The sequence below is a fragment of the Pseudomonas massiliensis genome, from assembly GCF_000826105.1.
Classification (GTDB): domain Bacteria; phylum Pseudomonadota; class Gammaproteobacteria; order Pseudomonadales; family Pseudomonadaceae; genus Aquipseudomonas; species Aquipseudomonas massiliensis.
Genome location: NZ_CCYK01000007.1, coordinates 1,759,843 through 1,786,522, shown reverse-complemented (window position 1 = coordinate 1,786,522; position 26,680 = coordinate 1,759,843). Strand labels below are relative to the sequence as shown.

19 protein-coding genes and 1 riboswitch are annotated in these 26,680 nt (G+C 63.0%); of the genes, 14 read left to right on the top strand and 5 right to left on the bottom strand.

What is annotated here, in order from left to right; all coding sequences use genetic code 11:
• Positions 1-25 precede the first annotated feature (25 nt).
• On the top strand, positions 26-1,969 hold the full coding sequence (locus BN1188_RS18925) for a hybrid sensor histidine kinase/response regulator (protein ID WP_088776224.1): 1,944 nt from the start codon (positions 26-28) through the stop codon (positions 1,967-1,969).
• Here the strand turns inward: BN1188_RS18925 and BN1188_RS18920 are convergent.
• Positions 1,949-3,103 (bottom strand): HlyD family secretion protein, encoded by a 1,155-nt coding sequence (locus BN1188_RS18920; protein WP_040263106.1) that lies wholly within the window; start codon positions 3,101-3,103, stop codon positions 1,949-1,951. The genes BN1188_RS18925 and BN1188_RS18920 overlap by 21 nt on opposite strands.
• Positions 3,103-4,746 carry an MFS transporter gene (locus BN1188_RS18915; protein WP_040263104.1) on the bottom strand — a complete coding sequence of 548 codons (1,644 nt, stop codon included), beginning with the start codon at positions 4,744-4,746 and terminating at the stop codon, positions 3,103-3,105. The genes BN1188_RS18920 and BN1188_RS18915 overlap by 1 nt, the downstream gene beginning before the upstream one ends.
• Before the next feature lie 302 nt (positions 4,747-5,048).
• Between BN1188_RS18915 and BN1188_RS18910 the strand changes: the two genes are divergently transcribed.
• The 10 genes from BN1188_RS18910 (at position 5,049) to cobM (ending at position 13,261) form a co-directional block, all read left to right on the top strand.
• Entirely contained in the window at positions 5,049-6,281 is a 1,233-nt protein-coding gene (locus BN1188_RS18910) for a 3-methyl-2-oxobutanoate dehydrogenase (2-methylpropanoyl-transferring) subunit alpha (RefSeq protein WP_040263102.1), read from the top strand.
• A 2-nt stretch (positions 6,282-6,283) separates the two neighbouring features.
• On the top strand, positions 6,284-7,345 hold the full coding sequence (locus tag BN1188_RS18905) for an alpha-ketoacid dehydrogenase subunit beta (protein WP_040263100.1): 1,062 nt from the start codon (positions 6,284-6,286) through the stop codon (positions 7,343-7,345).
• Positions 7,345-8,628, top strand: coding sequence for a dihydrolipoamide acetyltransferase family protein (locus BN1188_RS18900; RefSeq protein ID WP_040263098.1), 1,284 nt, complete (start codon positions 7,345-7,347; stop codon positions 8,626-8,628). The genes BN1188_RS18905 and BN1188_RS18900 overlap by 1 nt, the downstream gene beginning before the upstream one ends.
• Positions 8,629-8,637: 9 nt before the next feature.
• The gene (gene lpdA, locus BN1188_RS18895) at positions 8,638-10,002 is read left to right on the top strand and encodes a dihydrolipoyl dehydrogenase (RefSeq protein WP_040263096.1); all 1,365 of its coding nucleotides are present in this window, start codon (positions 8,638-8,640) and stop codon (positions 10,000-10,002) included.
• A 157-nt stretch (positions 10,003-10,159) separates the two neighbouring features.
• Entirely contained in the window at positions 10,160-10,435 is a 276-nt protein-coding gene (locus BN1188_RS18890) for a DUF2790 domain-containing protein (RefSeq protein WP_040263094.1), read from the top strand.
• Between the two features lie 96 nt (positions 10,436-10,531).
• Positions 10,532-10,702 carry a hypothetical protein gene (locus tag BN1188_RS21765; RefSeq protein WP_040263092.1) on the top strand — a complete coding sequence of 57 codons (171 nt, stop codon included), beginning with the start codon at positions 10,532-10,534 and terminating at the stop codon, positions 10,700-10,702.
• Positions 10,703-10,866: 164 nt separating this feature from the next.
• Positions 10,867-11,082: riboswitch (cobalamin riboswitch) on the top strand.
• Positions 11,083-11,165: 83 nt separating this feature from the next.
• On the top strand, positions 11,166-11,354 hold the full coding sequence (locus BN1188_RS18885; protein ID WP_040263090.1) for a CbtB domain-containing protein: 189 nt from the start codon (positions 11,166-11,168) through the stop codon (positions 11,352-11,354).
• A 9-nt stretch (positions 11,355-11,363) separates the two neighbouring features.
• A complete protein-coding gene (locus BN1188_RS18880) occupies positions 11,364-12,047 on the top strand; it encodes a CbtA family protein (RefSeq protein WP_040263089.1) in 684 nt (227 codons plus the stop codon).
• Positions 12,037-12,471, top strand: coding sequence for a cobalamin biosynthesis protein (locus BN1188_RS18875; RefSeq protein WP_052469372.1), 435 nt, complete (start codon positions 12,037-12,039; stop codon positions 12,469-12,471). The genes BN1188_RS18880 and BN1188_RS18875 overlap by 11 nt, the downstream gene beginning before the upstream one ends.
• Before the next feature lie 34 nt (positions 12,472-12,505).
• Positions 12,506-13,261 (top strand): precorrin-4 C(11)-methyltransferase, encoded by a 756-nt coding sequence (gene cobM / locus BN1188_RS18870; RefSeq protein ID WP_040263087.1) that lies wholly within the window; start codon positions 12,506-12,508, stop codon positions 13,259-13,261.
• Positions 13,262-13,292: 31 nt separating this feature from the next.
• On the opposite strand, the gene nfuA is transcribed toward cobM, so the two are convergent.
• Positions 13,293-13,877: a Fe-S biogenesis protein NfuA gene (nfuA, locus tag BN1188_RS18865; RefSeq protein ID WP_040263085.1), complete on the bottom strand. Its 585-nt coding sequence runs from the start codon at positions 13,875-13,877 to the stop codon at positions 13,293-13,295.
• Between the two features lie 57 nt (positions 13,878-13,934).
• Positions 13,935-14,963 (bottom strand): acyltransferase family protein, encoded by a 1,029-nt coding sequence (locus tag BN1188_RS18860; RefSeq protein ID WP_040263083.1) that lies wholly within the window; start codon positions 14,961-14,963, stop codon positions 13,935-13,937.
• A gap of 202 nt (positions 14,964-15,165) precedes the next feature.
• Between BN1188_RS18860 and metH the strand changes: the two genes are divergently transcribed.
• The 3 genes from metH to BN1188_RS18845 all read left to right on the top strand — a co-directional run bounded on the left by metH (position 15,166) and on the right by BN1188_RS18845 (position 21,585).
• Complete coding sequence (metH, locus tag BN1188_RS18855; RefSeq protein ID WP_040263081.1) at positions 15,166-18,849, top strand: methionine synthase; 3,684 nt, start codon at positions 15,166-15,168, stop codon at positions 18,847-18,849.
• 599 nt (positions 18,850-19,448) lie between these two features.
• A complete protein-coding gene (locus BN1188_RS18850) occupies positions 19,449-21,107 on the top strand; it encodes a nitrite/sulfite reductase (protein ID WP_040263079.1) in 1,659 nt (552 codons plus the stop codon).
• Positions 21,091-21,585: a DUF934 domain-containing protein gene (locus BN1188_RS18845; protein WP_040263077.1), complete on the top strand. Its 495-nt coding sequence runs from the start codon at positions 21,091-21,093 to the stop codon at positions 21,583-21,585. The genes BN1188_RS18850 and BN1188_RS18845 overlap by 17 nt, the downstream gene beginning before the upstream one ends.
• Here the strand turns inward: BN1188_RS18845 and BN1188_RS18840 are convergent.
• Positions 21,582-26,657: a dermonecrotic toxin domain-containing protein gene (locus BN1188_RS18840; RefSeq protein ID WP_040263074.1), complete on the bottom strand. Its 5,076-nt coding sequence runs from the start codon at positions 26,655-26,657 to the stop codon at positions 21,582-21,584. The genes BN1188_RS18845 and BN1188_RS18840 overlap by 4 nt on opposite strands.
• Positions 26,658-26,680 lie beyond the last annotated feature (23 nt).

Sequence of the window (26,680 nt, the reverse complement as noted above, 5' to 3'; positions counted from 1 at the left end):
TATGCCCTACGCCATGAACGCTTCCATGCCCGGACCTTCCCTGAACGAGCTGAGTGACGAAGGCAGCCGCTACCGCCTTTTGCTCGACGCTGTCACCGACTACGCCATCTACATGCTCGGCCCAGGCGGCGAGGTCACCAGCTGGAACACCGGCGCCAAGCGTTTCAAGGGCTATGAGGAAGCCGAGATCCTCGGCCAGCATTTCTCGCGCTTCTACACTGAAGAAGACCGCGCCGCCGGCCTGCCTCAGCGAGCCCTGAACATCGCCGCCCAGGAAGGCCGCTTTGAAAACGAAGGCTGGCGTGTGCGCAAGGATGGCTCGCGCTTCTGGTGCCATGTGGTGATCGACCCCATCCTTTCGGGCGAAGGCGCTGTGCTCGGCTATGCCAAGGTTACCCGGGACCTGACCGAACGACGCCAGGCCGAGCAGGAACTGCGCCGTACCGAGCAGCAGTTTCGCCTGCTTGTCCAGGGTGTGGTGGATTACGCCATCTACATGCTCGACCCCAACGGCATCATCACCAATTGGAACCAGGGTGCCCAGCGCATCAAGGGCTATACCCCCGCCGAGGTGATCGGGCAGCACTTCTCGATGTTCTACCCCACGCCGGAGCGCGAGCGCGGCGATCCGGAACGTGGCCTGCGCACGGCCATGAGTGAGGGCCGTTTCGAAAACCAGGGCTGGCGGGTACGTCGGGACGGCACGACCTTCTGGGCCAACGTAGTGATTGACCCCATCCGCGACGACCAGGGCCAGTTGCTAGGATTCGCCAAGGTGACCCGGGACATCACCGAGGCGCGGGAAAAGGAGCTTGCCTTGGAACAGGCGCGGGAAGCCCTGTTTCAATCCCAGAAGATGGAGTCGCTCGGCCAGCTGACCGGCGGCATCGCCCATGACTTCAACAACCTGCTCATGGTGGTGCTCGGGAGCCTGGAGATCCTGCGCAAGCGCCTGCCCAGCGACCCTCGCATCACTCCTTTGCTCGACAATGCCCTCCAGGGCGCCCAGCGCGGCGCGTCCCTGACACGCCGCATGCTTGCCTTCGCCCGGCGTCAAAAGCTCACGCTCGAGCGGGTGGACCTGGGTGCGGTGATCCGTGGGATGTCGGAGCTGTTGCAGAGCTCGCTCGGCGCCAAGGTCCACATCGAAACCCGCTTCCCCTTACTTTTGCCTCCGGTAATGGCCGATACCAACCAGCTGGAGCTGGCCGTGCTCAACCTGGCCGTGAATGCACGGGACGCCATGCCCGAGGGCGGCACCTTGACCATAGAGGCGCGCAAGCATGAGTTGAACGCCAACGCTCTGAACCTTCCAGCCGGCGCCTACATTTGCCTCTCGCTGAAGGACACCGGCGAAGGAATGGATGCGGCGACCCTGGCGCGGGCCGCCGAGCCCTTCTTCACGACCAAGGGCATAGGCAAGGGAACCGGCCTGGGCCTGTCCATGGTTCATGGCCTGGCGGAGCAGACCGGCGGCAAGTTCCAGCTGCGCAGCAGCCGGCCCGGCGGCACCACGGCCGAGCTGTGGTTGCCCGTGGCCCAGGGCACCGCCAGCACCCCGCAGCCGCAGGCGATGACAGGTGCCGACCTGCACGCCCCGCCGGGGCGGTCGCGCACCCTGCTGGTGGTGGATGATGACCCCCTGATCCTGCTCAGCACCCGGGCCATGCTCGAAGACCTGGGCTATGCCGTGCTCCAGGCCACCAGCGCGGAGCAGGCCTTGAACTGCCTGGCCCGGCACCCCGGACGTATCGATGCACTGGTGACCGACAACGAACTGCCCGGTTTGTCCGGTATCGAATTGATCGGCCGCGCCCGGGAACAGCAGCCGGCCCTGGGGTGTGTACTGGTCAGCGGCTTCGGTCATCAACCAGAGGCCCGCGGGCCGGCGCTAACGCGCATCGACAAGCCCTTCGATCAGCGCGTACTGGGCCAGGCTTTGCTCGACCTATGGAGCGAGTGCCGCTGAAGCTGGCGCCTGCGCGGAGGTGTCCACGCTGACGACCACCGACATGCCCGGGCGCAGCCTGGGTAGGTCAGGCTGGTCAGCGTCCAGGACGATCTTCACCGGAATGCGCTGGGCGATCTTGACGAAGTTGCCTGTCGCATTGTCGGCCTGCAACAGGCTGAACTCCGAACCGGTGGCCGGGGCGATTTCGAGGACGTGGCCTCGCAACCTGGCATGGTTGAGCGCGTCCACGGTAAAGGTCGCCGACTGGCCAATACGCATGTGGGCCATCTGGGTTTCCTTGAAATTGGCAATCACCCATATCGTTTCCGGAACCAGGGCCATCAGTTGGGCCCCGGAGTTGACCCAGGCGCCGAGGCGCACGCCAATCTGCCCCAACTGTCCGTCCCTGGGCGCGACCACCCTTGTATTGGCCAGGTCGATGCGGGCCAGTTCCAGTGCCGCGGTGGCGTTATCGACCGCCGCTTCGAGCGCGGCCCGGTTGACATCGACGGTACGCACGTCTTCCTCGGCGATTCGCACCGCGGCCCTGGCCTGGGCCAGGCTGGCCTTCGCCTCGGCCGCTGCCGCCCGGCTCACATCCAGTTCGCTACGGGAAATCGAGCCGTCAGTAATCAACGCCTGGCTGCGTGCCAGGTCTGCCTCAGCCTTGCGCGCTTGGGCCTCGGCGCTGCCGATAGCGGCACGACGTTGTTCCAGGGTGGCCTGGGCGCTGCGTTTCTGCTGTCGATTGTTGGCCAGGTTCGCCCGCTGGGACGCCAGGCTTGCCTGGGCCTGCGCCAGGCGCTGGGTGTAGATTCGATCATCGAGCCGCACCAGCAGCTCTCCCGCCTTCACATACTGAAAGTCCTGAACAGGCACTTCGAATACATAGCCGCTCAGCTGTGGGCTTATGACCGTGACCTGGCCACGCACCAGGGCATTCTCGGTACTTTCAACGGCGCTGGCGAAGGGAGGCAGTTGCCAGGCATAGAGGACGATGAGCACACCCAGCACCGCCAGCCCGCCGAAGGTAAACGCAGAAAAGAATTTGGCGCGACCGCTACGGCCCTGGACGATGGGGTCGGCTGGCGGGGACTGCCCCTCGGGTGTGGCCGCGATCGCCGTGGTGGTGGTTTGAGTCGGTTCAGTCATCAGGGTTTGCCGGAAGTGGAATCTAGGGCCGCCTGGGCGCGGGCATTGCTGGCCAGCCAGAGTACCCGCACCGCCATCCAGATGAAGGTCAGGATGGCGATGATGGCAATGAGCATGAATACATCGTTGTAGGCCATGATGTTGGCTTCCCGGGTCGCGGCGGTGGCCAGCGCCCGCAGCCCTTGTAGCGTGCGCGCCTGGGTGTCGGGAAGCAGGCTGCTGTAGTTGGCCGCGCCGCTACTCAGCCGCGCGGCCACCCGAGGATCGGCGCCCACCAGTTGTTCGACGATATGGCTGGAGTGGAATTTCTCCCGGATGACCTGCCAGGTACCCAGCAGGGCCGAGCCGAGCAACCCACCCAGGTTCTGGGCAATACCGAACATGACGGAGAAACTCACCAGGTTGCGCGGATTGGCAATAACGTTACGGGTGCCGAGTACCATGGTGGGGCCCAGGAAGAACGTACTGCCGAACGCGAGCAGGAACTGGCTCAGGTAAAGCTGCGGTGGCCGGGTCAGATTGCTGGAGAAACTGTCCATCAAGGCGCCTGCGGCCATCAGCGCTACCGAGAGCAACAATGGACGGAACAGATGTTCAGGGTCGATCGTCAAGGCGCTGACCACCAGCCCTGCCACGCTGCCGATGAGCATCACCACATACAGGCTGAACAGTTGCTCGCTGCCCATGTTCAGGTATTGCATGAAGCCGACCGCGCCGGTGGATTGCTCGGACGTCACCATGCGAATCAACACCACTGCCAGGCCCAGGCGCAGGATCGGCCCGCTGCCCAGCCAGCGCGTCATCAGCAAGGGGTTGCGCCTGTTGTGCTCGATACACAGCCCGAGCGAGATCAACACGATGGCAGCGGCCAGGGCCATGCCGATCCAGGGCGCTTCCAGCCACCAGTCGATGCGCCCCAGGGATAGTACGGCCACCAGCAGGCCGACTCCTGGAGCGAGAATGGCAAAGGTCAGGAAATCCATCGGCTCGAAGGTGCGAAAGCGATCTCCAGGTGGAAGCTTCAGCCAGAGCACGCAACCCAGCGCGGTGATCGCCAGGCCGAGCTCGAACAGGTATAGCCCGCGCCATTCTGCGATCTGCAGGAGGTCTTCGGACACCAGGCGCGCCAAGGGCAAGGCCAGCTGTGCCGTACCCAGCCCCAGTACCAATGCCTTGAGCCGCCACTTGGCCGGCAGCGCCTGGATCATGTAGTAAAGGCCGAGAGAGCTGAGCGCGGCGCCCACCATGCCGTGGGCGGCGCGCACCGCGATGGCCGAGCCGAGGTCGTTGACGAACAGGTGGGCCAGGGTCACCAGCACATAGAGGGCCAGGAATACTTCTGTGAAGGCACGCAGGCCGAACTGTTGGCGAAACTTGACCAGCAGGAGGTTCATGGTGACGTTGGTCATCACATAGGCCGCCGGCAGCCAGGCGATCTCGGCGCTGGTCACACCCAGCGCGCCCTGCAGGTACACCAGATTGGCGGTGACCAGGGCATTGCCCAGCCCGCCGGTAATGCCCACCAACAACCCAGTGAGGGCGTAGGCCAGGCGCCGATGAGCAGGATGCAGGGGTGTGGAGGGCGATCCGGGGAGGTTCGGCCGCTCGTGGGGCTGCCAGTCGCGAGGGGCGTAGCGATCCATTCATTGACTCGTCTGCGGCGATTTGGCCGAGCCAGGCCGGCCGCTGTCGATACAGCCCGGCATGACATCTGTGCCTTAGTAGCAGCGCGGCGGCAAAAGTTTCTATGCACCCTCGATTCAGGGCTCGCTGCAACCGAAGCCGGGCCGGCAACCTGTTTATTCTTCACTCGCGGCCCGAGGAAGAATTTTTCTCCGCTGACAGCGCGCCGTGCTGTAGCAAAAGAGAAAAACTCTCCAGCGGGACAGGCCTAGAATCAGTATCGACAACTCCCCAATAAACACAAGATCGAGGGTTGTGACACGTGAACGCCCAAGAACCGCTTCGCCTGCACGTGCCCGAACCGACGGGCCGCCCGGGTTGCAAGACCGACTTCAGCTATCTGCAGTTGCTCCCCGCTGGCGCGGCTCGCAAACCGCCCCTGGACATCGACCCTCGAGACACCGCCGACCTGGCCGTGGGTCTGGTGCGAGTGCTGGATGAGCAAGGCCAGGCCGTTGGCCCATGGGCCGAGGCCATACCGCTCGAGCTTCTCCATCGTGGCCTGCGCACCATGGTGAAGACACGAGTATTCGACAGCCGCATGGTCAAGGCCCAACGACAGAAGAAGATGTCCTTCTACGTACAGAGCCTGGGAGAGGAAGCCATAGGCACGGCCCATGCCCTGGCGCTGCGCGGCGATGACATGTGCTTCCCGACCTACCGCCAGCAGAGCATCCTCCTGGCCCGCCAGGTGCCGTTGTTCGAGATGATCTGCCAGCTGTTCTCCAACGAGTGCGACCCGCTCAAGGGCCGGCAGTTGCCGGTGATGTACTCCAACAAGGCTGCCGGTTTCTTCAGTATTTCCGGCAACCTGGCGACTCAGTTCGTACAGGGCGTGGGCTGGGCCATGGCCTCGGCCATCCGGGGCGATACCCGCATCGCCTCGGCCTGGATAGGTGACGGCTCCACAGCCGAAGCCGATTTCCACACCGCCCTCACCTTCGCTCATGTATACCGCGCGCCCGTCATCCTGAATGTGGTGAACAACCAGTGGGCGATCTCCAGCTTCCAGCATATCGCTGGCGGCGAGGCCACCACCTTCGCGGGGCGGGGCGTAGGCAGCGGCATTGCCTCGCTGCGGGTGGATGGCAACGATTTCCTGGCAGTCCATGCCGTCTCGCGCTGGGCCGCCGAGCGTGCCCGGGCCAATCTGGGGCCCACCCTGATCGAGTGGGTGACCTACCGGGCCGGCCCCCACTCCACTTCCGACGACCCTTCCAAATATCGCCCCGCCGATGATTGGGCCAATTTCCCCCTGGGGGACCCGATCGCTCGGCTCAAGCAGCACCTGATTGCCGAAGGGCACTGGTCCGAGGCACAACACGAGGCGCTGGTGGTCGAGCTCGAGCAGGACGTACTGGAGGCAACCAAGCAGGCCGAAAACCACGGGACCCTGGGTGGCAGCGCCTATGCCAGCGCGGCGACCATCTTCGAAGACGTTTATCACGAGATGCCCGCGCACCTGCGGCGTCAACGCCAGCAGATGGGGATCTGACCATGACTACCGCACACCAGATTGAGCCTTCGCAGGCTGTTGAAGCGACACGAGACATGACCATGGTGCAAGCCATTCGCTCGGCCTTGGACGTGATGCTGGAACGAGACCCCAACGTAGTCACGTTCGGCGAGGACGTGGGCTATTTCGGCGGTGTGTTTCGCTGCACGGAGGGCCTCCAGGCCAAGTTCGGCAAGACCCGGGTTTTCGATACGCCGATCTCCGAGAGCGGCATCGTGGGAGTGGCCGTGGGCATGGGCGCCTACGGCTTGCGTCCGGTTGCCGAAATCCAGTTCGCGGACTATGTATACCCGGCGTATGACCAGCTCACTTCCGAAGCGGCGCGGCTGCGCTTCCGCTCCGCCGGCGACTTTACCGCGCCGATCACGGTGCGCATGCCCTGCGGCGGCGGAATCTACGGTGGGCAAACCCACAGCCAGAGCCCGGAGGCGATCTTCACCCAGGTTTGCGGCTTGCGCACGGTGATGCCATCGAACCCCTACGACGCCAAGGGCCTGCTGATCGCTGCCATCGAATGCGATGACCCAGTGATCTTCCTGGAGCCCAAGCGCTTGTACAACGGCCCCTTCGACGGGCACCACGATCACCCTGTAACGCCTTGGGCCGGCCATCCCGACAGCCAGGTGCCGGAAGGCTACTACCGGGTACCCCTGGACAGCGCTGCCGTGGTGCGCGCGGGCAGCGATGTCACCGTGATCACGTACGGCACCACTGTCCATGTGGCCCTGGCCGCGACCGCGGAAACAGGCGTCGATGCCGAAGTGATCGATTTGCGCAGCCTCTGGCCGCTGGACCTGGACACCCTGGTGACATCGGTAAGGAAAACGCGGCGTTGCGTAATCCTGCACGAGGCCACCCAGACTTGCGGCCTGGGCGCCGAATTGCTCGCCCTGGTACAGGAACATTGCTTCTATTGGCTGGAAGCCCCTATCGAGCGGGTAGCCGGCTGGGATACCCCTTACCCCCATGCCCAGGAATGGGCCTATTTCCCCGGTCCGGTCCGGGTCGGCGCTGCCTTGCGCCGTGTCATGGAGGTGCGCTGATGGGCGAGCATGTGATCAGGATGCCCGATATCGGCGAAGGCATCGCCCAGGTGGAGCTGGTGGAATGGTTCGTCAAGGTGGGCGATACCGTCAGTGAAGATCAGGTACTGGCTGATGTCATGACGGACAAGGCAACGGTGGATATTCCTAGTCCGGTACAGGGTCGGGTATTGGCGCTGGGCGCCTCGCCCGGGCAGACCGTAGCGGTGGGCAGCGAGCTCATTCGCCTGGAGGTCCAGGGCCCGGGCAATGAGAAACCGGCCGTCTCGTCCGCCAGCACGGAAGCAGACGCGCGGCCACCGGCAGAGGAACAGATTACCGCGTCGCCAGCCGCCACCACGGAGCCGAGGCTGGCGTCTGTGGCGTCCGCCTCCGTCTGTGCCCCGCCGTCCGTTGGCGAGTCAGCACGCCCGCTCGCCTCGCCCGCGGTACGCCAGCGTGCCTGGGACAGCGGACTGGACCTCGCTGCCATCGCCGGGAGCGGGCCGGCTGGCCGGATTCTCCATGAGGATCTGGATCATGCCCTGGCCCGCGGCGCCCTTTCCCCGACCGCTGCGGGATCTGACGGGCGCCACGCTTGTTCCCCGGCCATCGAAGAGGTGCCAGTGATCGGCCTGCGCCGCAAGATTGCCGAACGCATGCAGGAAGCCACTCGCCGTGCCGCGCATTTTAGCTATGTGGAAGAAATAGATGCCACCGCCCTGGAAGCGCTGCGTCAGCAGCTCAACAGCCAATGGGGCGAGCGCCGCGGTCGGCTTACGCTGTTGCCATTGCTGGTCAGGGCGCTGGTGGTGGCCCTGCGAGACTTCCCGCAACTCAACGCGCGTTACGATGATGAGCGCCAGGTCATCGAGCGGCACAGTGCGGTGCATGTGGGCATCGCCACCCAGGGCAGCCAGGGGTTGCTGGTGCCCGTACTGCGCGACGCCCAGGCCGGGGATCTCTGGAGCAACGCGCGCGAGATCGCTCGTATCGCCGAGGCGGCGCGGGAGGGCAAGGCCGAACGGGCGCTGCTTTCAGGCTCGACCATTACCTTGACCAGCCTGGGTGCGCTCGGCGGGATCGTTTCTACCCCTGTGCTGAACCTGCCGGAAGTGGCCATCGTCGGGGTCAATCGCATGGTCGAACGCCCGATGGTAGTCGACGGCCAGATCACTATCCGCAGGATGATGAACCTTTCTAGCTCCTTCGACCACCGGGTGGTCGACGGCATGGACGCAGCCCGCTTCATCCAGGCCGTGCGCCAGTTGCTGGAGCAGCCCGCTACCCTCTTCATCGACTAAGGTCCGAACATGCAGAGGCTTGAAACGCAACTTCTTGTCCTCGGCGGCGGCCCTGGGGGTTATGTCACCGCGATCCGGGCTGGCCAGCTGGGCATCCCTACCGTGCTGGTGGAGGCGCAGGCCCTGGGAGGAACGTGCCTGAACGTGGGCTGCATCCCGTCCAAAGCCCTGATCCATGTGGCAGAGCGCTTCCATCAGCTGAGCGAGCCCAACGAATTCGGCATCAGCGGCGGTCAGCCGCATCTGGACCTTGGCCAGGCAATCGCCTGGAAAGACCGGACCGTGGACCGGCTGACGTCCGGCGTGGGCGCGCTGCTGAAAAAGCACCGCGTGCAGGTCATTCATGGACATGGCCAAATCGTGGATGGCAAGACGGTACAGGTCGGTGATACGCGCATTCATTGCCAGCAACTGGTGCTGGCTACCGGCTCGCAAGCGATGCGCCTGCCGGGCCTGGCCATTGACGGGGCCATCATGGATTCCACCAAGGCCTTGTCCCCTGCAACGCTGCCGCGCCACCTGGCGGTGATCGGCGGGGGTTATATTGGCCTTGAGCTGGGCACCGCCTATCGCAAGCTGGGCGCTCAGGTGACCATTGTCGAAGCCCAGCCTCGCCTGCTGCCCACCTATGACTCCGAGCTGACGGCCCCTGTGGTCGCACGCCTGCAACAGCTTGGCATCAAGGTGATGACCGACAACCGCGTCGAAGGTTACGACGCGGCGGGGCAGCGCTTGCAGTTAGGCTCCGGCAGCGGCGATACGGCGAGTCTGGAGGTTGATCGCGTGTTGGTGGCTGTGGGGCGCACGCCCCATACCGAGGGCTATGGTCTGGAACGCCTGGACCTGGAAAGAGCGGGCAAGGCCGTGAAAGTCGATGGGGGGTGTCGCACCAGCATGACAGGTGTATGGGCTATCGGCGACCTTACAGGAGAGCCCATGCTCGCCCACCGAGCCATGGCTCAAGGGGAAATGGTGGCTGAGCTCATCGCTGGGAAGCGCCGAAGCTTCGCCCCCGCGGCTATCCCCGCCGTGTGCTATACCGACCCGGAAATTGTCGTTGCCGGGCTTACCCCGGACCAGGCCGGCACCGACGCCACGGTGGCGAGCTTCCCCTTCGCGGCCAATGGGCGCGCCCTGACCCTGGGGGATACCTCCGGCTTCGTACGGGTGGTCGCACGCCCAGACGACCATCTAATCCTCGGCTGGCAAGCGGTGGGCCCAGGCGTCTCGGAACTGGCCGCGGCCTTCACCCAGTCGTTGGAGATGGGCGCTCGCCTGGAGGACATTGCCGGGACCATCCACGCGCATCCGACGCTTGGTGAAGCGGTACAGGAAGCGGCCTTGCGGGCGCTGGGCCACGCCCTGCACATCTGACCCGGAAACGGCATAAAAGCCCGGAGCCAGGGCGCTCCGGGTGAACTATCAAAAGCATCGATTCCAGACAACAAAGCGTTCAATTTCTCGGACAGCGCTGTTAGCGGTTTACTGAACTCAACCAGAAACCCAACCCGCTCCAAACGAGGAATCGATCATGAAAGCTGCATTCGCCATCGCTGCCCTGACTGCTGTGTTCGCCACCGGTGCCTTCGCCCAGGATGGCGCCGACCGTGCCGTCACCAGTAACCTGCCAGTGGAAACCTACCATTACGGCATGAAGCTGGATGTGCAGAAGATCATCTCCAGGACCGACGTGAGCACCAAGCGAGGTGTGGTACCGGTGACCATGGTGTACCAGGATAGTCAGGGCGCGCTGCACAAGCTGCAGTTCCTGCAACTGGGTGGCTACGACGACAACGCCAACGGCTGATTCGGCCGTGACCTTGTCGAGCGAGGCGAATAGGCCTGGCAGGTCTGCTGCCGGGTCGCCTCGATGAATTCTCGCCCTCCTTTGCAAAGGTGTGACATGTCATCTGATCGCATCATGTGCGTAATAGGCAGCGCGGTACCCGAGCACCTTCGCGACCTTGGCTTGCTGGCCTGCTGGTACGTGGTCCGCGACGGCGAGCCGGTAAGCCCACCCCTGCTTTCCCGGGCTGCGGCCCAGGACTATCGGCTCCGCGACTTCGCGGCCTGACCCAGCGAGGCCTGAGGCCTGCCGGCCCCACTCTTATGGCCATCGCTATGCCCGCCCCGTGCTGCCGCCTCGCATCCATCATGCGACCTCGTCAGTTGACGGACCAGGTACTTCTGGTCCCTCCGCCTCCACCTCCATTTGACGCCCTCTGCCCGACGTGCTTTGCTTACGTCTTTCGTTCGGGTGCCCCTCACGGGGTGAAACGGGAAACCGGTGCGCCTTCGGGCCAGTCCGGTGCTGCCCCCGCAACGGTAAGCGAGCGTGCTTCCAGGCAATGCCTGAACCACTGTGCACAGGCATGGGAAGGTATGAAGCAGATCGGTGGTCTGTATTGTCCGCCCCTCGCGAGCCCGGAGACCGGCCCGAGCGTTCTCGATGACACACCTGCGGTGGGCGGGCGGTCGGCCATGCCCTTCTAGGGAAGGTCCCCGCGCGCCTGCCTCATACACTGGAAGGAAGCGCCATGACCACCCGCATCGCAAGTCACACTCAGAGCCAGCCCGCCGTCGCGCTCAGCGCGCGTATCACAACCGCCTGTGTGGCTGGGGTCCTGGGCATGGCACTGGTTTATTTCGCCGGCTTTTCTCATATTCCCGCAGTCCATAATGCGGCACACGATACTCGGCACAGCGCTGCCTTCCCCTGCCACTGAGGGCTGACCATGTTCACTCGTATCGCCCGGACCGCGGGCTTCGCGGGGCTACTGGCCGCGCTGCTGCTGACGCTGATGCAAAGCATCTGGATCAGCCCTCTGATTGAACAGGCGGAAGTTTTCGAAAGTGCCGCCTCCGAGACTGTGCATCAGGATCATGCCGCGCCCGACGGCCATCACGAACATGAGGTCCCGGCCTGGGAGCCGGAGCCGGGTTGGCAGCGCCTGCTTTCGACCACCGGTGGTAACCTGGTCGTTGCCTTAGGCTTCGCCTTGATGCTGGCCGGCCTGTATACAGTGCAGGCGCCCAGTCGCACCGCGGCCGGCCTGCTCTGGGGGCTGGCAGGTTATGCCGTATTCACCTTGGCGCCTACTCTGGGACTTCCTCCGGAATTGCCAGGCACAGCCGCCGCGGACCTCAGTTCCCGCCAGCTGTGGTGGGTAGGCTCTGCTGCCAGCGCCGCCGTCGGCCTTGGGCTGATCGCGTTCGCCGGCTCCTGGCCCTTGAAGCTGGCTGGCGCCGTACTGATGGCCATCCCTCATGTGATAGGGGCGCCGCAACCCCCGCTGCATGAAAGCGTCGCGCCCGAGGCCTTGCAGGCGCAATTCCGCTGGGCAGCCCAGGCGGTGAACCTGGCGTTCTGGCTGGTGCTTGGCCTGGTCAGCGCCTGGTTGTTCCGTCGTGCTTCCTGACACTGCCGCACTTCAATCGGCGCCCGCCTGCCTGGTGGCCGGTTTCGGCTGCCGCCAGGCTTGTAGCCACGCTGAGTTGCGGGCACTCCTGGAGAGTGCCCTGGCCGTGATAAAAGCGCGGCCGGGGCAGCTTCTCGGTCTCGCTACCCTGGACAGGCGCCTTGCCGTGCCAGGGTTGCAGGCGCTGGCCCGGGAGCTCGACCTGGCTCTGGCCGGCTATGACGCCCAGGGCCTGGGGCATTATGATGGCGAACTCAGCCACCGCTCCGCTCTTACCTGGCGCTATACGGGCTGCCATGGTGTCGCGGAGGCCAGCGCCCTCGCTCACTGCCGGGCACTCGTCGGCAGAACGCCACGCCTGTGCGTCAGCCGTCTTGCCAGCGCCAATGCCACCGTCGCCCTGGCCTGCCCTGCCCCGACTTGAAACCCCTTCACGCTCCGCCTCGAAAGGCCATTCAATGACTGTCTATTTTATCGGTGCCGGCCCCGGCGACCCCGACCTCATCACGGTCAAAGGGCAGCGGCTCATCCAGCGCTGTCCGGTGATCATCTATGCCGGTTCACTGGTACCCGAGGCCGTGCTGCAGCCCAACCAGGCCGAACGCGTGGTCAATAGTGCGCAACTGCACCTGGAAGCGATCATCGAGGAAATGGTCATCGCCCACAAGGCCGGCCTGGACGTAGCTCGGGTACATTCAGGCGACCCTTCCCTGTATGGGGCCATCGGCGAGCAGATCCGCCATTTGCGAGTGCTGGGCATACCGTTCGAGATCGTGCCCGGAGTCACCGCGGTCGCCGCCTGCGCGGCCTTGCTCGAGTCCGAGCTGACCCTGCCTGGCGTATCGCAGACGGTGATTCTGACACGCTATGGACACAACAGTCCGATGCCTGAAGGGGAAGCACTGGCTGATCTGGCCAGGCACCGAGCCACCCTCGCGATACATCTGGGGGTGGGCCATCTCGGTGCGATCGCCGCCTTGCTCCAGCCTCACTACGGCGCGGACTGCCCGGCGGCGGTGGTTCACCGCGCGAGCTGGCCGGACCAGGATTGGGTTTCAGGGACGCTGGAAAACATTGAAGCCAAGGTGGCCTTGAAAGGGTTCAGGCGCACCGCGCTCATTCTTGTCGGGTGGGTACTGGGAGACGAACCCTTCGAGGATTCGGCCCTGTATCGGGCGAGCCATGCCCACCTCTATCGGCCCGGCAACGACTGAGGCCAATCATTCGCCGAGCTCGCGCCTGTCGTCAGTAGTAGGCGTTCTCGCGGTTGGTGTGGTCGGTCACGTCACGAACGCCCTTGAGTTCCGGAATGCGCTCCAGCAACGTGCGCTCGATGCCTTCCTTGAGGGTGACGTCGGCCTGGCCACAACCCTGGCAACCACCGCCGAACTGCAGTACGGCGATGCCCTCTTCCACCACATCGATCAGCGTCACCTGGCCACCATGGCTGGCCAGGCCAGGGTTGATCTCGGTCTGCAGGTAATAGTTGATGCGCTCGTTCAACGGGCTGTCCTCGTTGACCATCGGCACCTTGGCGTTGGGCGCCTTGATGGTCAACTGGCCGCCCATTCGATCAGTGGCGTAGTCCACCACCGCGGCGTCGAGGAACGGCTCGCTCACTGCGTCGATCCAGGCAGTGAAACGCTTTAGCCCCAGCGCGGTGTCGTCCGGCTTTTCCTCGCCTGGCTTGCAGTAGGCGATGCAGGTTTCAGCGTATTGGGTACCGGGCTGGGTGATGAACACGCGGATACCGATGCCGGGGGTATTCTGCTTGCTGAGCAGGTCGCCAAGGTAATCCTGGGCCGCGTCAGTTATGGTTATGGTGCTCATGGGGGCTCCTCACAGACTAGCGCGCAGTTTACGGCAAAGCTTGCCGGGGAGAAAGTCCTAGTAATTTTGTCGGGTTAAGCCGGAGCCGGTCCTCGCGCGGATCAGCGAAGCTTTCATGCGGTGATAGAGCCGCTTTTCCAACAGTTCATAGCTGAGCCAAGACATTGCCAGGATCATGGGCACGCAGAAAAACGCGAACACCATATAAGCATTGATGCCCAGCCGCTCGGTGATGAACCAGCCGGCGTAAAGCACGAGCAGATGCACCAGGTAGACCGAGTAGGAACAGTCTCCCAGGGCCTTCAGCGCCCGGCTGCGGGCGAACCGTGCCTCCAACGCCAGGCACCCGGCCACGATACCGGTGCTGGGCAGGCCCCAGTTGAGCAGGCGATTGGTCGGTTCCAAGCGATAGATGACCGTCGAGCAGACGGCTATCAGTGCCAAGGGCAACCACAGACCACTGCGCACCCAGCCACGACGCCAGGCCACCCCCAGTGCGATACCCAGCAGGAATTCATAGACGATATTGTTGGCGTAGAAGCGGCCCGACCAGCCCAGACGGCTGAAGGCCTCGCTGCTGAGCAACAGGGCGCCGGCGACGAACAACGCCCGCCACGCCTTCGGCACGATGAAGGCCAGGGAGAACACCAGGTAGAAGAACATTTCGTAGTTCAGGGTCCAGCCCACGTTGAGTGTGGGGTACAACCCATATCCCCCCGGATTTTCCGCGGGGATGAATAGCAGCGAGAGGATGAAGGTGGGCCAGTTCACCACACCATGGGGCATATGACTGCCTACTGTGTAAAGCAGCAGCCCCATGGCCATCGTATAGAACCAGTAGGCAGGAATGATGCGGATGGCTCGATTGAGCAGAAACTCTCGTGGCTGCAGGGGCTTGTCCCAGGTCGATAGATAGATCACCAGGCCACTGATGACGAAGAAAATGTCTACACCCACCGCGCCTCGTGCGGCGAAAAAGTGACCGATAAGGCCCCCGCCCTGGAAGTTGAAAAACACCTGCATGAAGTGGTGGCATACCACCATCCACGCCGCCATGGCCCGCAAAGCCTGAATCGAGATCAGCATTCAAGGTTCCCGCATTACGCTGTCACTACCGTGCCCATGAGCACGAACTCATAAGTGGGACCGGCCTTCCAAAGTTATGTTTCATGACAATGCCGCCCAGCCGCCAACATGAGCCAGATTCATGCAAAGCCTCGGCGGGGTATAAACCCGTTCAGCTTTGCTATCATCCTCGGCTTTCGCAGCCGCACCAGAGTGCCCTTCCATGACCGACCGCCTCGCTCGCCAGACCGCCCTAAAAGAAGCCCTCGCTTCGCGCATCCTGATCCTCGACGGCGGAATGGGCACAATGATCCAGAGCTACAAGCTCGAGGAAAATGACTATCGGGGCGAGCGTTTCGCCGACTGGCCCAGCGACGTGAAAGGCAACAATGATCTCTTGCTGCTGAGCCGGCCGGATGTGATCGCTGAGATCGAAGCAGCCTACCTCGATGCCGGCGCGGATATCCTGGAAACGAACACCTTCAATGCAACCCGGGTATCCCAAGCCGATTACGGCATGGAGCATCTGGTCTACGAACTGAACCTGGAAGGCGCTCGGGTCGCCCGCCGAGTGGCCGATGCCAAGACCCTGCAGACTCCGGACCGCCCACGCTTCGTGGCCGGCGTGCTGGGGCCGACCAGCCGCACCTGTTCCCTGTCGCCAGACGTGAACAACCCTGGCTATCGCAACGTCACCTTCGACGAACTGGTGGAAAATTACACCGAGGCCACACGCGCCCTGATCGAGGGCGGCGCTGACCTGATCCTGATCGAAACCATCTTCGACACCTTGAACGCCAAGGCTGCCATCTTCGCGGTGCAGGGCGTCTTCGATGAATTGGGCTCTACCCTGCCGATCATGATTTCCGGCACCATTACCGATGCCTCAGGACGCACCCTGTCCGGCCAGACCACCGAAGCCTTCTGGAACTCGGTGCGCCATGCCAACCCGGTGTCCGTGGGCTTGAACTGCGCGCTGGGGGCAAAGGAACTGCGCCCTTATCTCGAGGAGCTGGCGACCAAGGCCGATACCCATGTATCGGCCCACCCCAACGCGGGTCTGCCCAACGCCTTCGGTGAATACGACGAAAGCCCCGAGCAGATGGCCGAGACGGTAGAGGAATTCGCCCGCAGCGGCTTCCTGAACATCGTAGGGGGCTGCTGCGGTACCACGCCGGCGCATATCGCGGCCATCGCCAAGGCTGTGGCGCCCTACCCGCCGCGGCCTATCCCGGCGATTTCCAAGGCGTGCCGGCTGTCCGGCCTGGAGCCGTTCACGATAGACCGGCAGTCGCTGTTCGTGAACGTAGGCGAACGCACCAACATTACCGGCTCGGCCCGCTTCGCCCGGTTGATCCGTGAAGAAAACTACACTGAAGCCCTGGAAGTCGCGCTGCAGCAGGTCGAGGCCGGCGCTCAGGTGATCGACATCAACATGGACGAGGGGATGCTCGACTCCCGCAAGGCCATGGTCACCTTCCTCAACCTGATCGCGGGCGAGCCGGACATTTCCCGAGTGCCGATCATGATCGACTCCTCCAAGTGGGAGGTGATCGAGGCGGGGCTCAAGTGCATCCAGGGCAAGGGCATCGTCAACTCCATCAGCATGAAGGAAGGCGTGGACGCCTTCATCCACCATGCCCGCCTGTGCAAGCGCTACGGCGCCGCCATCGTGGTCATGGCCTTCGACGAGCAGGGCCAGGCCGACACGGAGCAGCGCAAGATCGAGATCTGCGCTCGCTCTTACGACATCCTGGTGAACCAGGTCGGCTTCCCGGCGGAAGACATCATCTTCGACCCGAACATCTTCGCCGTGGCAACCGGCATCGAAGAGCACAACAACTACGCAGTGGATTTCATCCGGGCCTGCGCCTGGATCCGTGACAACCTGCCCTATGCGCTGACGTCGGGCGGGGTATCCAACGTTTCCTTTTCCTTCCGGGGCAATAACCCGGTACGTGAAGCCATCCACTCGGTCTTCCTGCTCCACGCCATCCGCAATGGCCTGACCATGGGCATCGTCAATGCCGGGCAACTGGAAATCTACGACGAAATTCCGGCCACGCTGCGCGACCGCGTCGAGGATGTGGTCCTGAACCGTAGCGCCGAAGCCACCGAGGCCCTGCTGGCCATCGCGGACCAATACCGTGGCGATGGCGCCGCCAAGGAGGCCGAAACCGAGGAATGGCGTGGCTGGGATGTGAACAAGCGCCTCGAGCATGCGCTGGTCAAGGGGATCACCACCTACATCGTCGAGGACACCGAGCTGTCCCGGCAGGGCTTCGCCCGGCCGATCGAGGTCATCGAGGGGCCACTGATGGCAGGAATGAACGTGGTAGGTGACCTCTTCGGTGCCGGCAAGATGTTCCTGCCCCAGGTCGTCAAGTCCGCCCGGGTGATGAAGCAGGCCGTGGCCCATCTGATTCCCTTCATCGAAGCGGAAAAAGGTGACAAGCCGGAAGCCAAGGGCAAGATCCTCATGGCTACCGTCAAGGGCGACGTGCACGACATCGGCAAGAATATCGTCGGCGTGGTACTAGGCTGCAACGGCTATGACATCGTCGACCTGGGCGTGATGGTTCCGGCGGAGCGAATCCTGCAGGTTGCCCGCGAAGAGAAATGCGACATCATCGGCTTGTCCGGCCTGATCACCCCTTCTCTGGATGAAATGGTCCATGTTGCGAGGGAAATGCAGCGCCAGGATTTTCACTTGCCCCTGATGATCGGTGGCGCGACCACCTCCAAGGCACATACTGCCGTGAAAATCGAGCCGCGCTATAGCAACGACGCAGTGATCTATGTGACCGATGCCTCTCGCGCCGTCGGCGTAGCCACCCAACTGCTGTCCAGGGAGCTCAAGCCAGGTTTCGTCGAGCGCACCCGTCAGGACTATGCCGAGGTGCGGGAGCGTACGGCCGCGCGAGGCAGCCGCAGCGAACGCCTGACCTACGCCCAGGCGGTGGCGGCCAAGCCCACCTGGCATTTCGAACCGGCCGAGCCGAGCTTCACCGGAGTGCGGGTGCTGGAAGATATCGACCTGAATGTGCTGGCCGACTTCATTGACTGGACGCCTTTCTTCATTGCCTGGGACCTGGCTGGCAAGTACCCCCGGATCCTGACCGACGAAGTGGTGGGGGAAGCGGCCACGGCACTGTTCAGCGATGCCCAGGTCATGCTGCGCAAGCTGATCGACGAAAAACTGATCAAGGCCAGGGCCGTGTTCGGGTTCTGGCCGGCCAATCAGGTCGCCGACGATGACATCGAAGTGTATGGGAATGATGGTCAGCCCCTGGCTCGCCTGCACCACCTGCGTCAACAGACGATCAAGCCCGACGGCAAACCGAACCTGAGTCTGGCAGATTTCGTGGCGCCCAAGGCCAGCGGCGTCACCGACTATATCGGCGGCTTCATTACCACTGCGGGCATCGGCGCCGAGGAAGTGGCCAAGGCTTATCAGGATGCTGGCGACGACTATAACTCGATCATGGTCAAGGCCCTTGCCGACCGCCTGGCTGAAGCCTGCGCCGAATGGCTGCACCAGCAGGTGCGCACTACCTATTGGGGCTACGCCCCTGAGGAATCCCTGGATAACGAAGACCTGATCCGCGAGCAGTATCGTGGCATCCGACCGGCGCCAGGCTATCCAGCCTGCCCGGACCATACCGAAAAGGGCACCCTGTTCAGCCTGCTGGACCCGGAAGGTACTAGCGGGGTGACCCTGACGGAGCACTATGCGATGTTCCCGACCGCGGCCGTGAGCGGTTGGTATTTCGCGCATCCGCAAGCACAATATTTCGCTGTTGGCAAGATCGACAGGGACCAGGTAACCAGCTACTCCGAGCGTAAGGGCCAGGAACACAGCGTGAGCGAGCGCTGGCTTTCGCCCAACCTAGGCTACGAGATCTAGGTAATTACCTTTGATTTTCAATGGTTTGGATTCGTAGTCTAACCCTGTTTAGAGATTGCCAGGCCCTGGACGCTTGTATGGAAGACGATCCAGGAGGCCAAGGCTCGAGCGTCCGCTATCGAGAAGGCTCGACGACAGCTTTGATGCGCCCGCTTCGCAGCAGGTTTGATCCATAAATCATTTAGAAACAATGACTTAAAGGCAAAACCTCAACCAAAGTACTTAGTGTGTATTGGTCCAGAACACCAGTGCGGCAATCACCAGAACCACCATGAAGGCGGTTGCCCAGGCATCGATGTGACGGGAAGGCTTTCGGGTTTTCACGGATAGATGGCGCATGGTGCGAACCTTTATTTTTGTAGGCGTGGCTTGGCGAACACGCAGGCCCATTGGCTGGGACGCTCGTACCAGTAAAGCTCATGCCCGAGCGCGCTGCCAGCCCTTCTATCGGTCCCGGACTGAAATCCGCACATATCGATTTTGGTTATTTCCTTATATAAAAACTTCGCTTCAGTGGATAAGGCAAAAGGGGTATCTTCCGTCGGCTGAAAATTAGAGCGCGCGACCGTGAGCGCAGACCAGCCTGAAGCAGGACACCTATGTACGTTTACGACGAGTACGATCAAAGGATCATCGAGGACCGCGTCAAGCAGTTCCGTGACCAGACCCGCCGCTATCTGGCTGGCGAGCTGAGCGAGGAAGAATTCCGGCCGCTGCGTCTGCAGAACGGTCTGTACATCCAGCGCTTCGCCCCCATGCTCCGCGTAGCGGTACCTTACGGCCAGTTGAGTTCCCGTCAGGCCCGAATGCTGGCCAAGATCGCGCGAGACTATGACAAGGGCTACGCACACATCAGTACCCGTCAGAACGTGCAGTTCAACTGGCCCGCCCTGGAAGACGTACCGGATATCCTGGCAGAGCTGGCTACGGTGCAGATGCACGCCATCCAGACCAGCGGCAACTGCCTGCGAAATGTCACCACCGATCAATTCGCCGGCGTAGCCGCCGACGAGCTGGTCGACCCGCGCCCATGGTGCGAGATCGTGCGTCAATGGACCACCTTCCATCCCGAGTTCGCCTACCTCCCACGCAAGTTCAAGATCGCCGTCAACGGTGCCCGTAGCGATCGGGCTGCCATCGAGGTGCATGACATCGGCCTGGAGCCGGTGCGCAATGAAGCCGGCGATCTGGGCTTCCGGGTACTGGTCGGCGGCGGCCTCGGGCGCACGCCCATCGTGGGCGCCTTCATCAATGAATTCCTCCCCTGGCAGGATCTCATCAGCTACCTGGATGCGATCTTGCGGGTGTACAACCGCTACGGCCGCCGTGACAACAAGTACAAGGCCCGGATCAAGATCCTGGTCAAGGCCCTGACGCCGGAGGTGTTCGCCGAGAAAGTGGAGGCCGAGATGGCTCACTTGCGCGGCGGGCCGACTACCTTGACCGAAGCGGAAGTCGAACGCGTCGCCAGGCACTTCGTCGACCCCGCCTATGAAGCCCTGGAAGACATTCCGGCGGTACTGGCTCAGCTGGACGCCGAGCATCCAGGATTCGCCCGCTGGCGCCAGCGCAACGTGTTCGCCCACAAGCGGCCCGGGTACGTCGCGGTCACCTTGTCGCTCAAACCCACGGGTACCGCGCCCGGCGACCTGACGGACAAGCAGCTCGATATCATCGCTGACCTGGCCGACCGCTACAGCTTCGGCTTCCTGCGCACCTCCCACGAGCAGAACGTGATCCTGGCGGACGTCGAGCAGAGCAAGTTGCACGCTCTCTGGCTGGAGGCGCGGGAGGCCGGGTTCGCCACGCCTAACATCGGCTTGCTCACTGACATCATTTGCTGTCCGGGTGGCGACTTCTGCTCTCTGGCCAATGCCAAGTCCATCCCCATCGCCGAGTCGATCCAGCGTCGCTTCGACGACTTGGATTACCTTTTCGATATCGGGGAGATCGACCTGAACATCTCGGGCTGCATGAATGCCTGCGGCCACCACCACGTTGGCCACATCGGCATTCTCGGTGTGGACAAGAAGGGCGAGGAGTTCTACCAGGTCTCACTGGGCGGTAGCGCCAGTCGCGATGCCAGCGTCGGCAAGATCCTCGGCCCATCGTTCGCCCAGGACGACATGGCTGACGTGATCACCCGGCTCATTGATGTATATGTGGAAAAGCGCACCGAAGATGAGCGCTTTATCGATACCTACCAACGTATCGGCATCGAACCCTTCAAGGAACGCGTTTATGCAGCGAATCATTAAGAACAACGAAGTGGTGGACGAAACCTGGCATCTGCTGCCCAAGGAGGCGTCCTTCGATGAACTGACCAATTGTGATGACTACATCGTGCCCCTGGCGCTATGGCGTGATCACGGTCACGCATTGAAGGCTCGGGACGGCGGCCTGGGCGTATGGCTGGATTCCGATGAGGAAGCCGAGGAAATCGGCGATGACGTCGCTCATTTCCGGGTCATTGCGCTCAACTTTCCGGCTTTCACCGATGGCCGCAGTTATTCCAACGCGCGCCTGCTACGCGACCGTTATGGTTTCAAGGGGGAATTGCGTGCCATTGGCGACGTATTGAGGGATCAGCTTTTCTACATGCACCGTTGTGGTTTCGATGCCTTCGCCCTTCGCGCGGATAAAGACCCCTATGAAGCACTGGAAAGCTTGAAGGACTTCTCGGTAGCCTACCAGGGGGCGAGCGACGAGCCGCGCCCCCTTTTCCGCCGCCGTTAAGTTTCCGGCGTCGCCGGCCGGGCCTGATCCAGCCCCAGTAGTTGCCGGGTCAGGCGCAATGCCAGGGCGTCGAGGGATTCCTCTCGCCGACGGCTGACCCAGTCATAGGCAACCCGGGTTTGCTGGTCGGTGAGCGCCGGCAACCGCTGGCTGTCCCAGTTCAATTCCGGCAATGCCTCCCGCAGGCCTTCCAGAGCCGAAGGGATTCGCCGGGAGGCGTCGGGCTGCGCGTCGTACAGAGCATCCGCAGCTGTCTGCCACCTTTCCTGCTCAGGTTCGAACTCAGCGGAATATGCGCGTTCCAGATACAGTCGGAAGCCAGGCTGGCGTGCCACCCACTGCGCGAAAGCCTCGTCGGTATCCCTCTGCAAGACCTCTGCGCCTACTCGATGCGCGGTGTTGCCACTCACGCGCGCGTTATATTGCATGCCGCGACTGGGCGGCAAATTCAAGCCACCTTCAAGTAGCTGGAACAGCCGAAAACGTACCTCTACCTCATCCAGCCCTTGTTCGAGCACTGCGTCCGATATGTCGTCCATTGCATGCAACGAAGGCGGCGGCAAGCCATTGGCGAGCGCCGTATGCCTGGCAATGCGACCGCGAACGATGGCCCGGGCGATCTCATCCACCAGGGCTCGGCGCCACAACCCGCGCTGATAGTCCAGCAGTGCACGCATCGGTGCCTCGCCGCCACCCTGGGCATCGATCATCCTGCGCCAGGCCTCGACCTCGAACTCCATATCGTCCAGCGTAAGAGCTACCCCGTCGCCGCAGGTACCCTGAGTATCCTGAGCCAATGAAAACAGCCGTTCGCGCAGTTGACTCAAGCCCGGCGTACTGTCTGTGCCTACCTGCAACCAGGTTTGCACGAGGGTCCAGGCGCGTCGGCGAGTAGCAACCGGATCAGTACGGTAATCCGCGGTGTGCACGATGCGGCTGAGTAAACCGTAGAATTCCGCCGCCTCCTGTTCCGTGCGCTCGGCACGGATCGAAGCCGCCAGTGCTTCAGGACACCCGGTGAGCCATTCGTCCGGGTGCGCGCCCAGGCCATCTTCATCGGAAGACGGGTCGGTGAAGAATTCGATGCTGGCCCGACGCAGCATGTCGCGGCTTTCTTCGTCCAGCGGATTGCCGTCCAGATTGATCCCACTGCCGTAGTGCGGAGACTCGATATCGTCCAGCGCCTGGCGAGCGACGTGGACGAACCGGGTTTCGGAGAGGTCTGGCAAGTGAGTCAGCGAATTGGACGATAAATCGATTTCCAATATTCTCGGCGGTTCGCGATTCATCAAGTCGATGAGCCCGGGTGGAAACTCGGCGATCCCGGCGCTGCTCATGTCCAGGCGGACCAGGCCCTGCATCTGACTCAGCTGGGGCGCCCGTTGCAGCGGGTTGCCGCTGAGGTTGAGTTCCTCCAGCGCCGTCAACTGATTGAAAGCGCTGGCGGTAGCCTCATCCAGAGTGATGAGGTTGTAATCGAGTGCCAATGTTCGCAGGCGCGGCAGTTGCCCGAGCCGCTGAATGTCTTCCACAGTGAGGCTCAAGCTATTGCCCGCCGCTTCAAGGTGCTCAAGGCCGGACGCCACGGGCGCGACAGCATCGAGGATCTCGCTCATGGCGCTACGCCCCGTGGCATCGAGAGTGAGCCGCCTTAGCTGGGAGAACTGACCTATGTTGCTGGGCAAGCGTGTGAGTTCGTTGAAACTCAGGTCCAGCCACTGCACATTGGGGAAGCTGGCGAGGAACGCGTCACTGACCTCGCTCAGGTGAAGGTTGACCAAGGCAAGACGGTGCACGTGGTCGAGCCTGACACTCAAGGTGGGCAGCTCACTGACGGGCCAGTTGCGCAGGTTCAGGCCATAGCCCGGCCAGCCCATGGCATAGGTGCTCTCGCGTCGTTGCCAGGCTCGCGTGATTTCCCGCGCGATGGCGCTTCTGTGCTCTCTCTCGATATCGGCCTGCTCCGAAGCGGAATCCAGGGCCCGGTTTACCCAGGTATCCAGGTCCAGGCGCAACCTGGCGAGGTCCGCATTGAGTCGAGCCAAAGCCGTAGTCGCCGCCTCGCCATCACCGAGCGAAGCACGAATTTCCAGCAACTCCACTTGGGAAACGTCTGGATACAGGCCACGAAGCGCCGCGAGGATCGGGCTGATCGCGCCGAAGGGTGTCTCCAGGGAGCGCCCTCGCCCGCTAAGCTCATACCCCACTGCCCCGTTGGCCTGAAGGCTCGGTGGACGGAAGAACGGACGTCGGTCCGGGATCATTCCCAGCTGAAGCCGCAGCGCCTCTCGATCAGCCAGTGCCAGCTCTACCAGACGGTGACGCAAGCCGTCCACGTCTCCGACGCGGACCTGGAATTCCGGTCGATAGGCATCCGGCACTGTCGCGAACAGGGCCTGCTCCAGCGAGCCGACCGGGGACAGTTCCAGGCCCTGTGCATCCAGCGCCTGGTAGGCCCGGCCCTGGCGGACGATCACCCAATGCGGCAGATCACTGCTTCCAGTGCTATTGAGCAGGGGGCCCGCAAAATGCCCTTCGCGTAGTTCAATGCGCATCGCTGCCGTACCTTCGGCAAGATGGGGCCACAGGCCGAAGACCAGACGTTCGCGGTCGGGACTGAAACGCCCTTGCGCCAGCGCGTCGCAGACACGTGTCAGGCGCATTTGTCGCAGGCTCTCAGCCGCCAGCTCGGCGATGGGTAGCGGTACTCGCCCTTCAGCGAGCATCTGGTGCTGCGCTGCGGTTCGACCCGTGAGCAGCGCATCGAGGGCTTCATCCACAAGGCCTGGGAAGTGACGCCTGAGTGTCTCGCGCGCACTGTCTGTTCCGGTCGACTCCAGCAGCCAACGGTCGATCAGCTGATCGCGAACCTCCTCCATCGCCTTGGCCCAATGCTGGCCAAGCATCTGACGCACAGGCTCGGCGGGTACCAGCGAAGTGTTTTCCCCAAGCAGGCCTTCGGTGGCGACAGAGCCCAAGTCTGACAGCACATGCTGTGCCCAGTTGCGATCCTCCATCAGCTGGTCGCTGAGCCGTACCGGTTGGGCATCCTCGGCAGAGCCGAAGCGGTGATCGGTTCCTTGATATTCATAGAGTAGTGCGCGATCCGTGGGCCATCCTGGGGCGGTGGTCAAGAGTTCCACGAATCGAGGTTCCAGCGTGCCAAGGCGTCTGTGGCTGCGCAGTGCCCGGACGATGGCATCCACACGCCCCTCCAGCATGCGTCTTCTGAGCAAATGAGCGAGAGGCGCCGGCGCCGGCTGATGATCCAGATGAGCCTGGCGCAGTTGACCATCACTGATTCCAGCCAATCGCTGCGCTTGCAGCATTACAGAGTCCGGGAGGGCCTCGTATGCCGGATCGAAGCGCCGCAACAGGCCCGCCCCGCTCCAACGCAGCGGATCTTCATGGGCGAGGCGCCATCCCCCGCGGCCATTCCCCTGCACCGCCGGCGCGAAGCCAACCTGCCGGTGGCCGGTCAGCCGGGCATGACGGGCGCTGGCGTCGTGCTCAACCTCATGGAATCGCCCTTCGATTTTCACCCAGGCCCGCCCCCGGTGGCGGTAGCGACCGGCCTCATCAGCCCGAACATGGGCCGGGGGCTCATCAAGGGCCTGATAATCTTCAGGCTCAGGCCGCCACAAGCGGACCTGACCATCCGCGCTGACGACCGGCAGCAGACGTTCTGCGAATAGCCTCGTTTCCGGGCTGGGTTCCGGGCGCTTGCCAAGACCGAGGAAGGTTGCGTTTTCCACGGCACCGAACAGATAGTCCAATGCCGCTTGGGAATCACCGGCGCGCCACGCTTGCATGCCTTCGTAGATGCTATAGACGCCCTGCGCCAGCATGATGCCATCTACTATCAGGTTCACCCCGGGAATGGCCGAGCCTACCAGCATCGCCAGGGTAAGCCCCAGCTGTTCGCCCAGCGCGACCCAGTGGGCATAGCGATCGAGTGTATCGCGACGATCGAGCATGTCCGTGGGTACCGCGGCCCGTGCTGCTTGAGCCAGGCTTTGCTGGGCCCAGACGCGGTAACAGTCGACGAAGGGGTCTTCCGCCAAGGGGACGGGTGTCCATGTGAGGTGGGGCGCCAGCCAATGGCTGCCCTTGAGTGAATCGTTCAGTCGCTCGACGAATTCAAGCCGGCGCGCCGCCGGCACGAAGGTGGCGAAGCGCTTTACCTGGGCAGGATCTCGCAGCTTTTGCCCAAGCGCCAGGGCCAGGGCCTGAGCGTTGGGGTATTCTGCTACCGGAGCGGGTAAATCGCCGGGGAAATAGGCCACCACAGGCCCGATCTGGTCGTCGTCCAGCGGCTGAAATACCAGCGGCCCGGCCAGGGGGAAACCCAACAGCTCCAGCCGACAAGCCTGGGCGGGCCTCCCCGGCCCGCATACAAGGTTCCACCCCGCCAGCAGTGCCCGCCCCGCTGAGCGGAGCCGGCCCTTCATCAGAGCCTTATGGGCCTCCAGCATGAACGCCTTGCGCTGGGCGTCGAAGACGCGCCAACACAAGGGCGGATCGGCGTCCACTGGCACCGCCCGGCTCGGTAGCGATGCCGGGATCTGTTCCAGAAGTTGCAGACGATACCGGCCGCCGATGTCCAGTTCGCGGCAGCGCCGAGCGAAGGCGGCAGGCGTTAGCGGAAGTGGCTGAGCCGTATCAGGTTCACCCGTCGCCAAAGCGCGCGCGAAGAGGCCGGACCCTGGTGCGTAGGCCGCCTCGGCAGCCTCTGAGGCATGGAAATTCAATAGCGCGGCCTCGAGTAGCGAGCGCTGACTGGGCGAACGTTGGCCGGCGGGGTCTACCCAATGCAGCACGGCCCTCTCAGGATCAATGCCTGTGCTGAGTTCAGGCGCAAATTCGCTTCGTAATAGCGCCAAGGCGTACTGACGTAGCGAAGGCAGGCTTTCCTGAGCCTGTCGCAAGGCCTGGCGGGCTGCGTCGGCGGCCAAGGCAAGACGGTGCAGTTCTCGACGCTGCTCCGGACTGGCATTCAACAGCCAGTCAGGTAGCCTAGAGATAACGAATGCATGATGAGGGAGGGTGGGGGACGCATGGGTTTCGATCATCGAGGGACCTCCTTGTGGAAGGC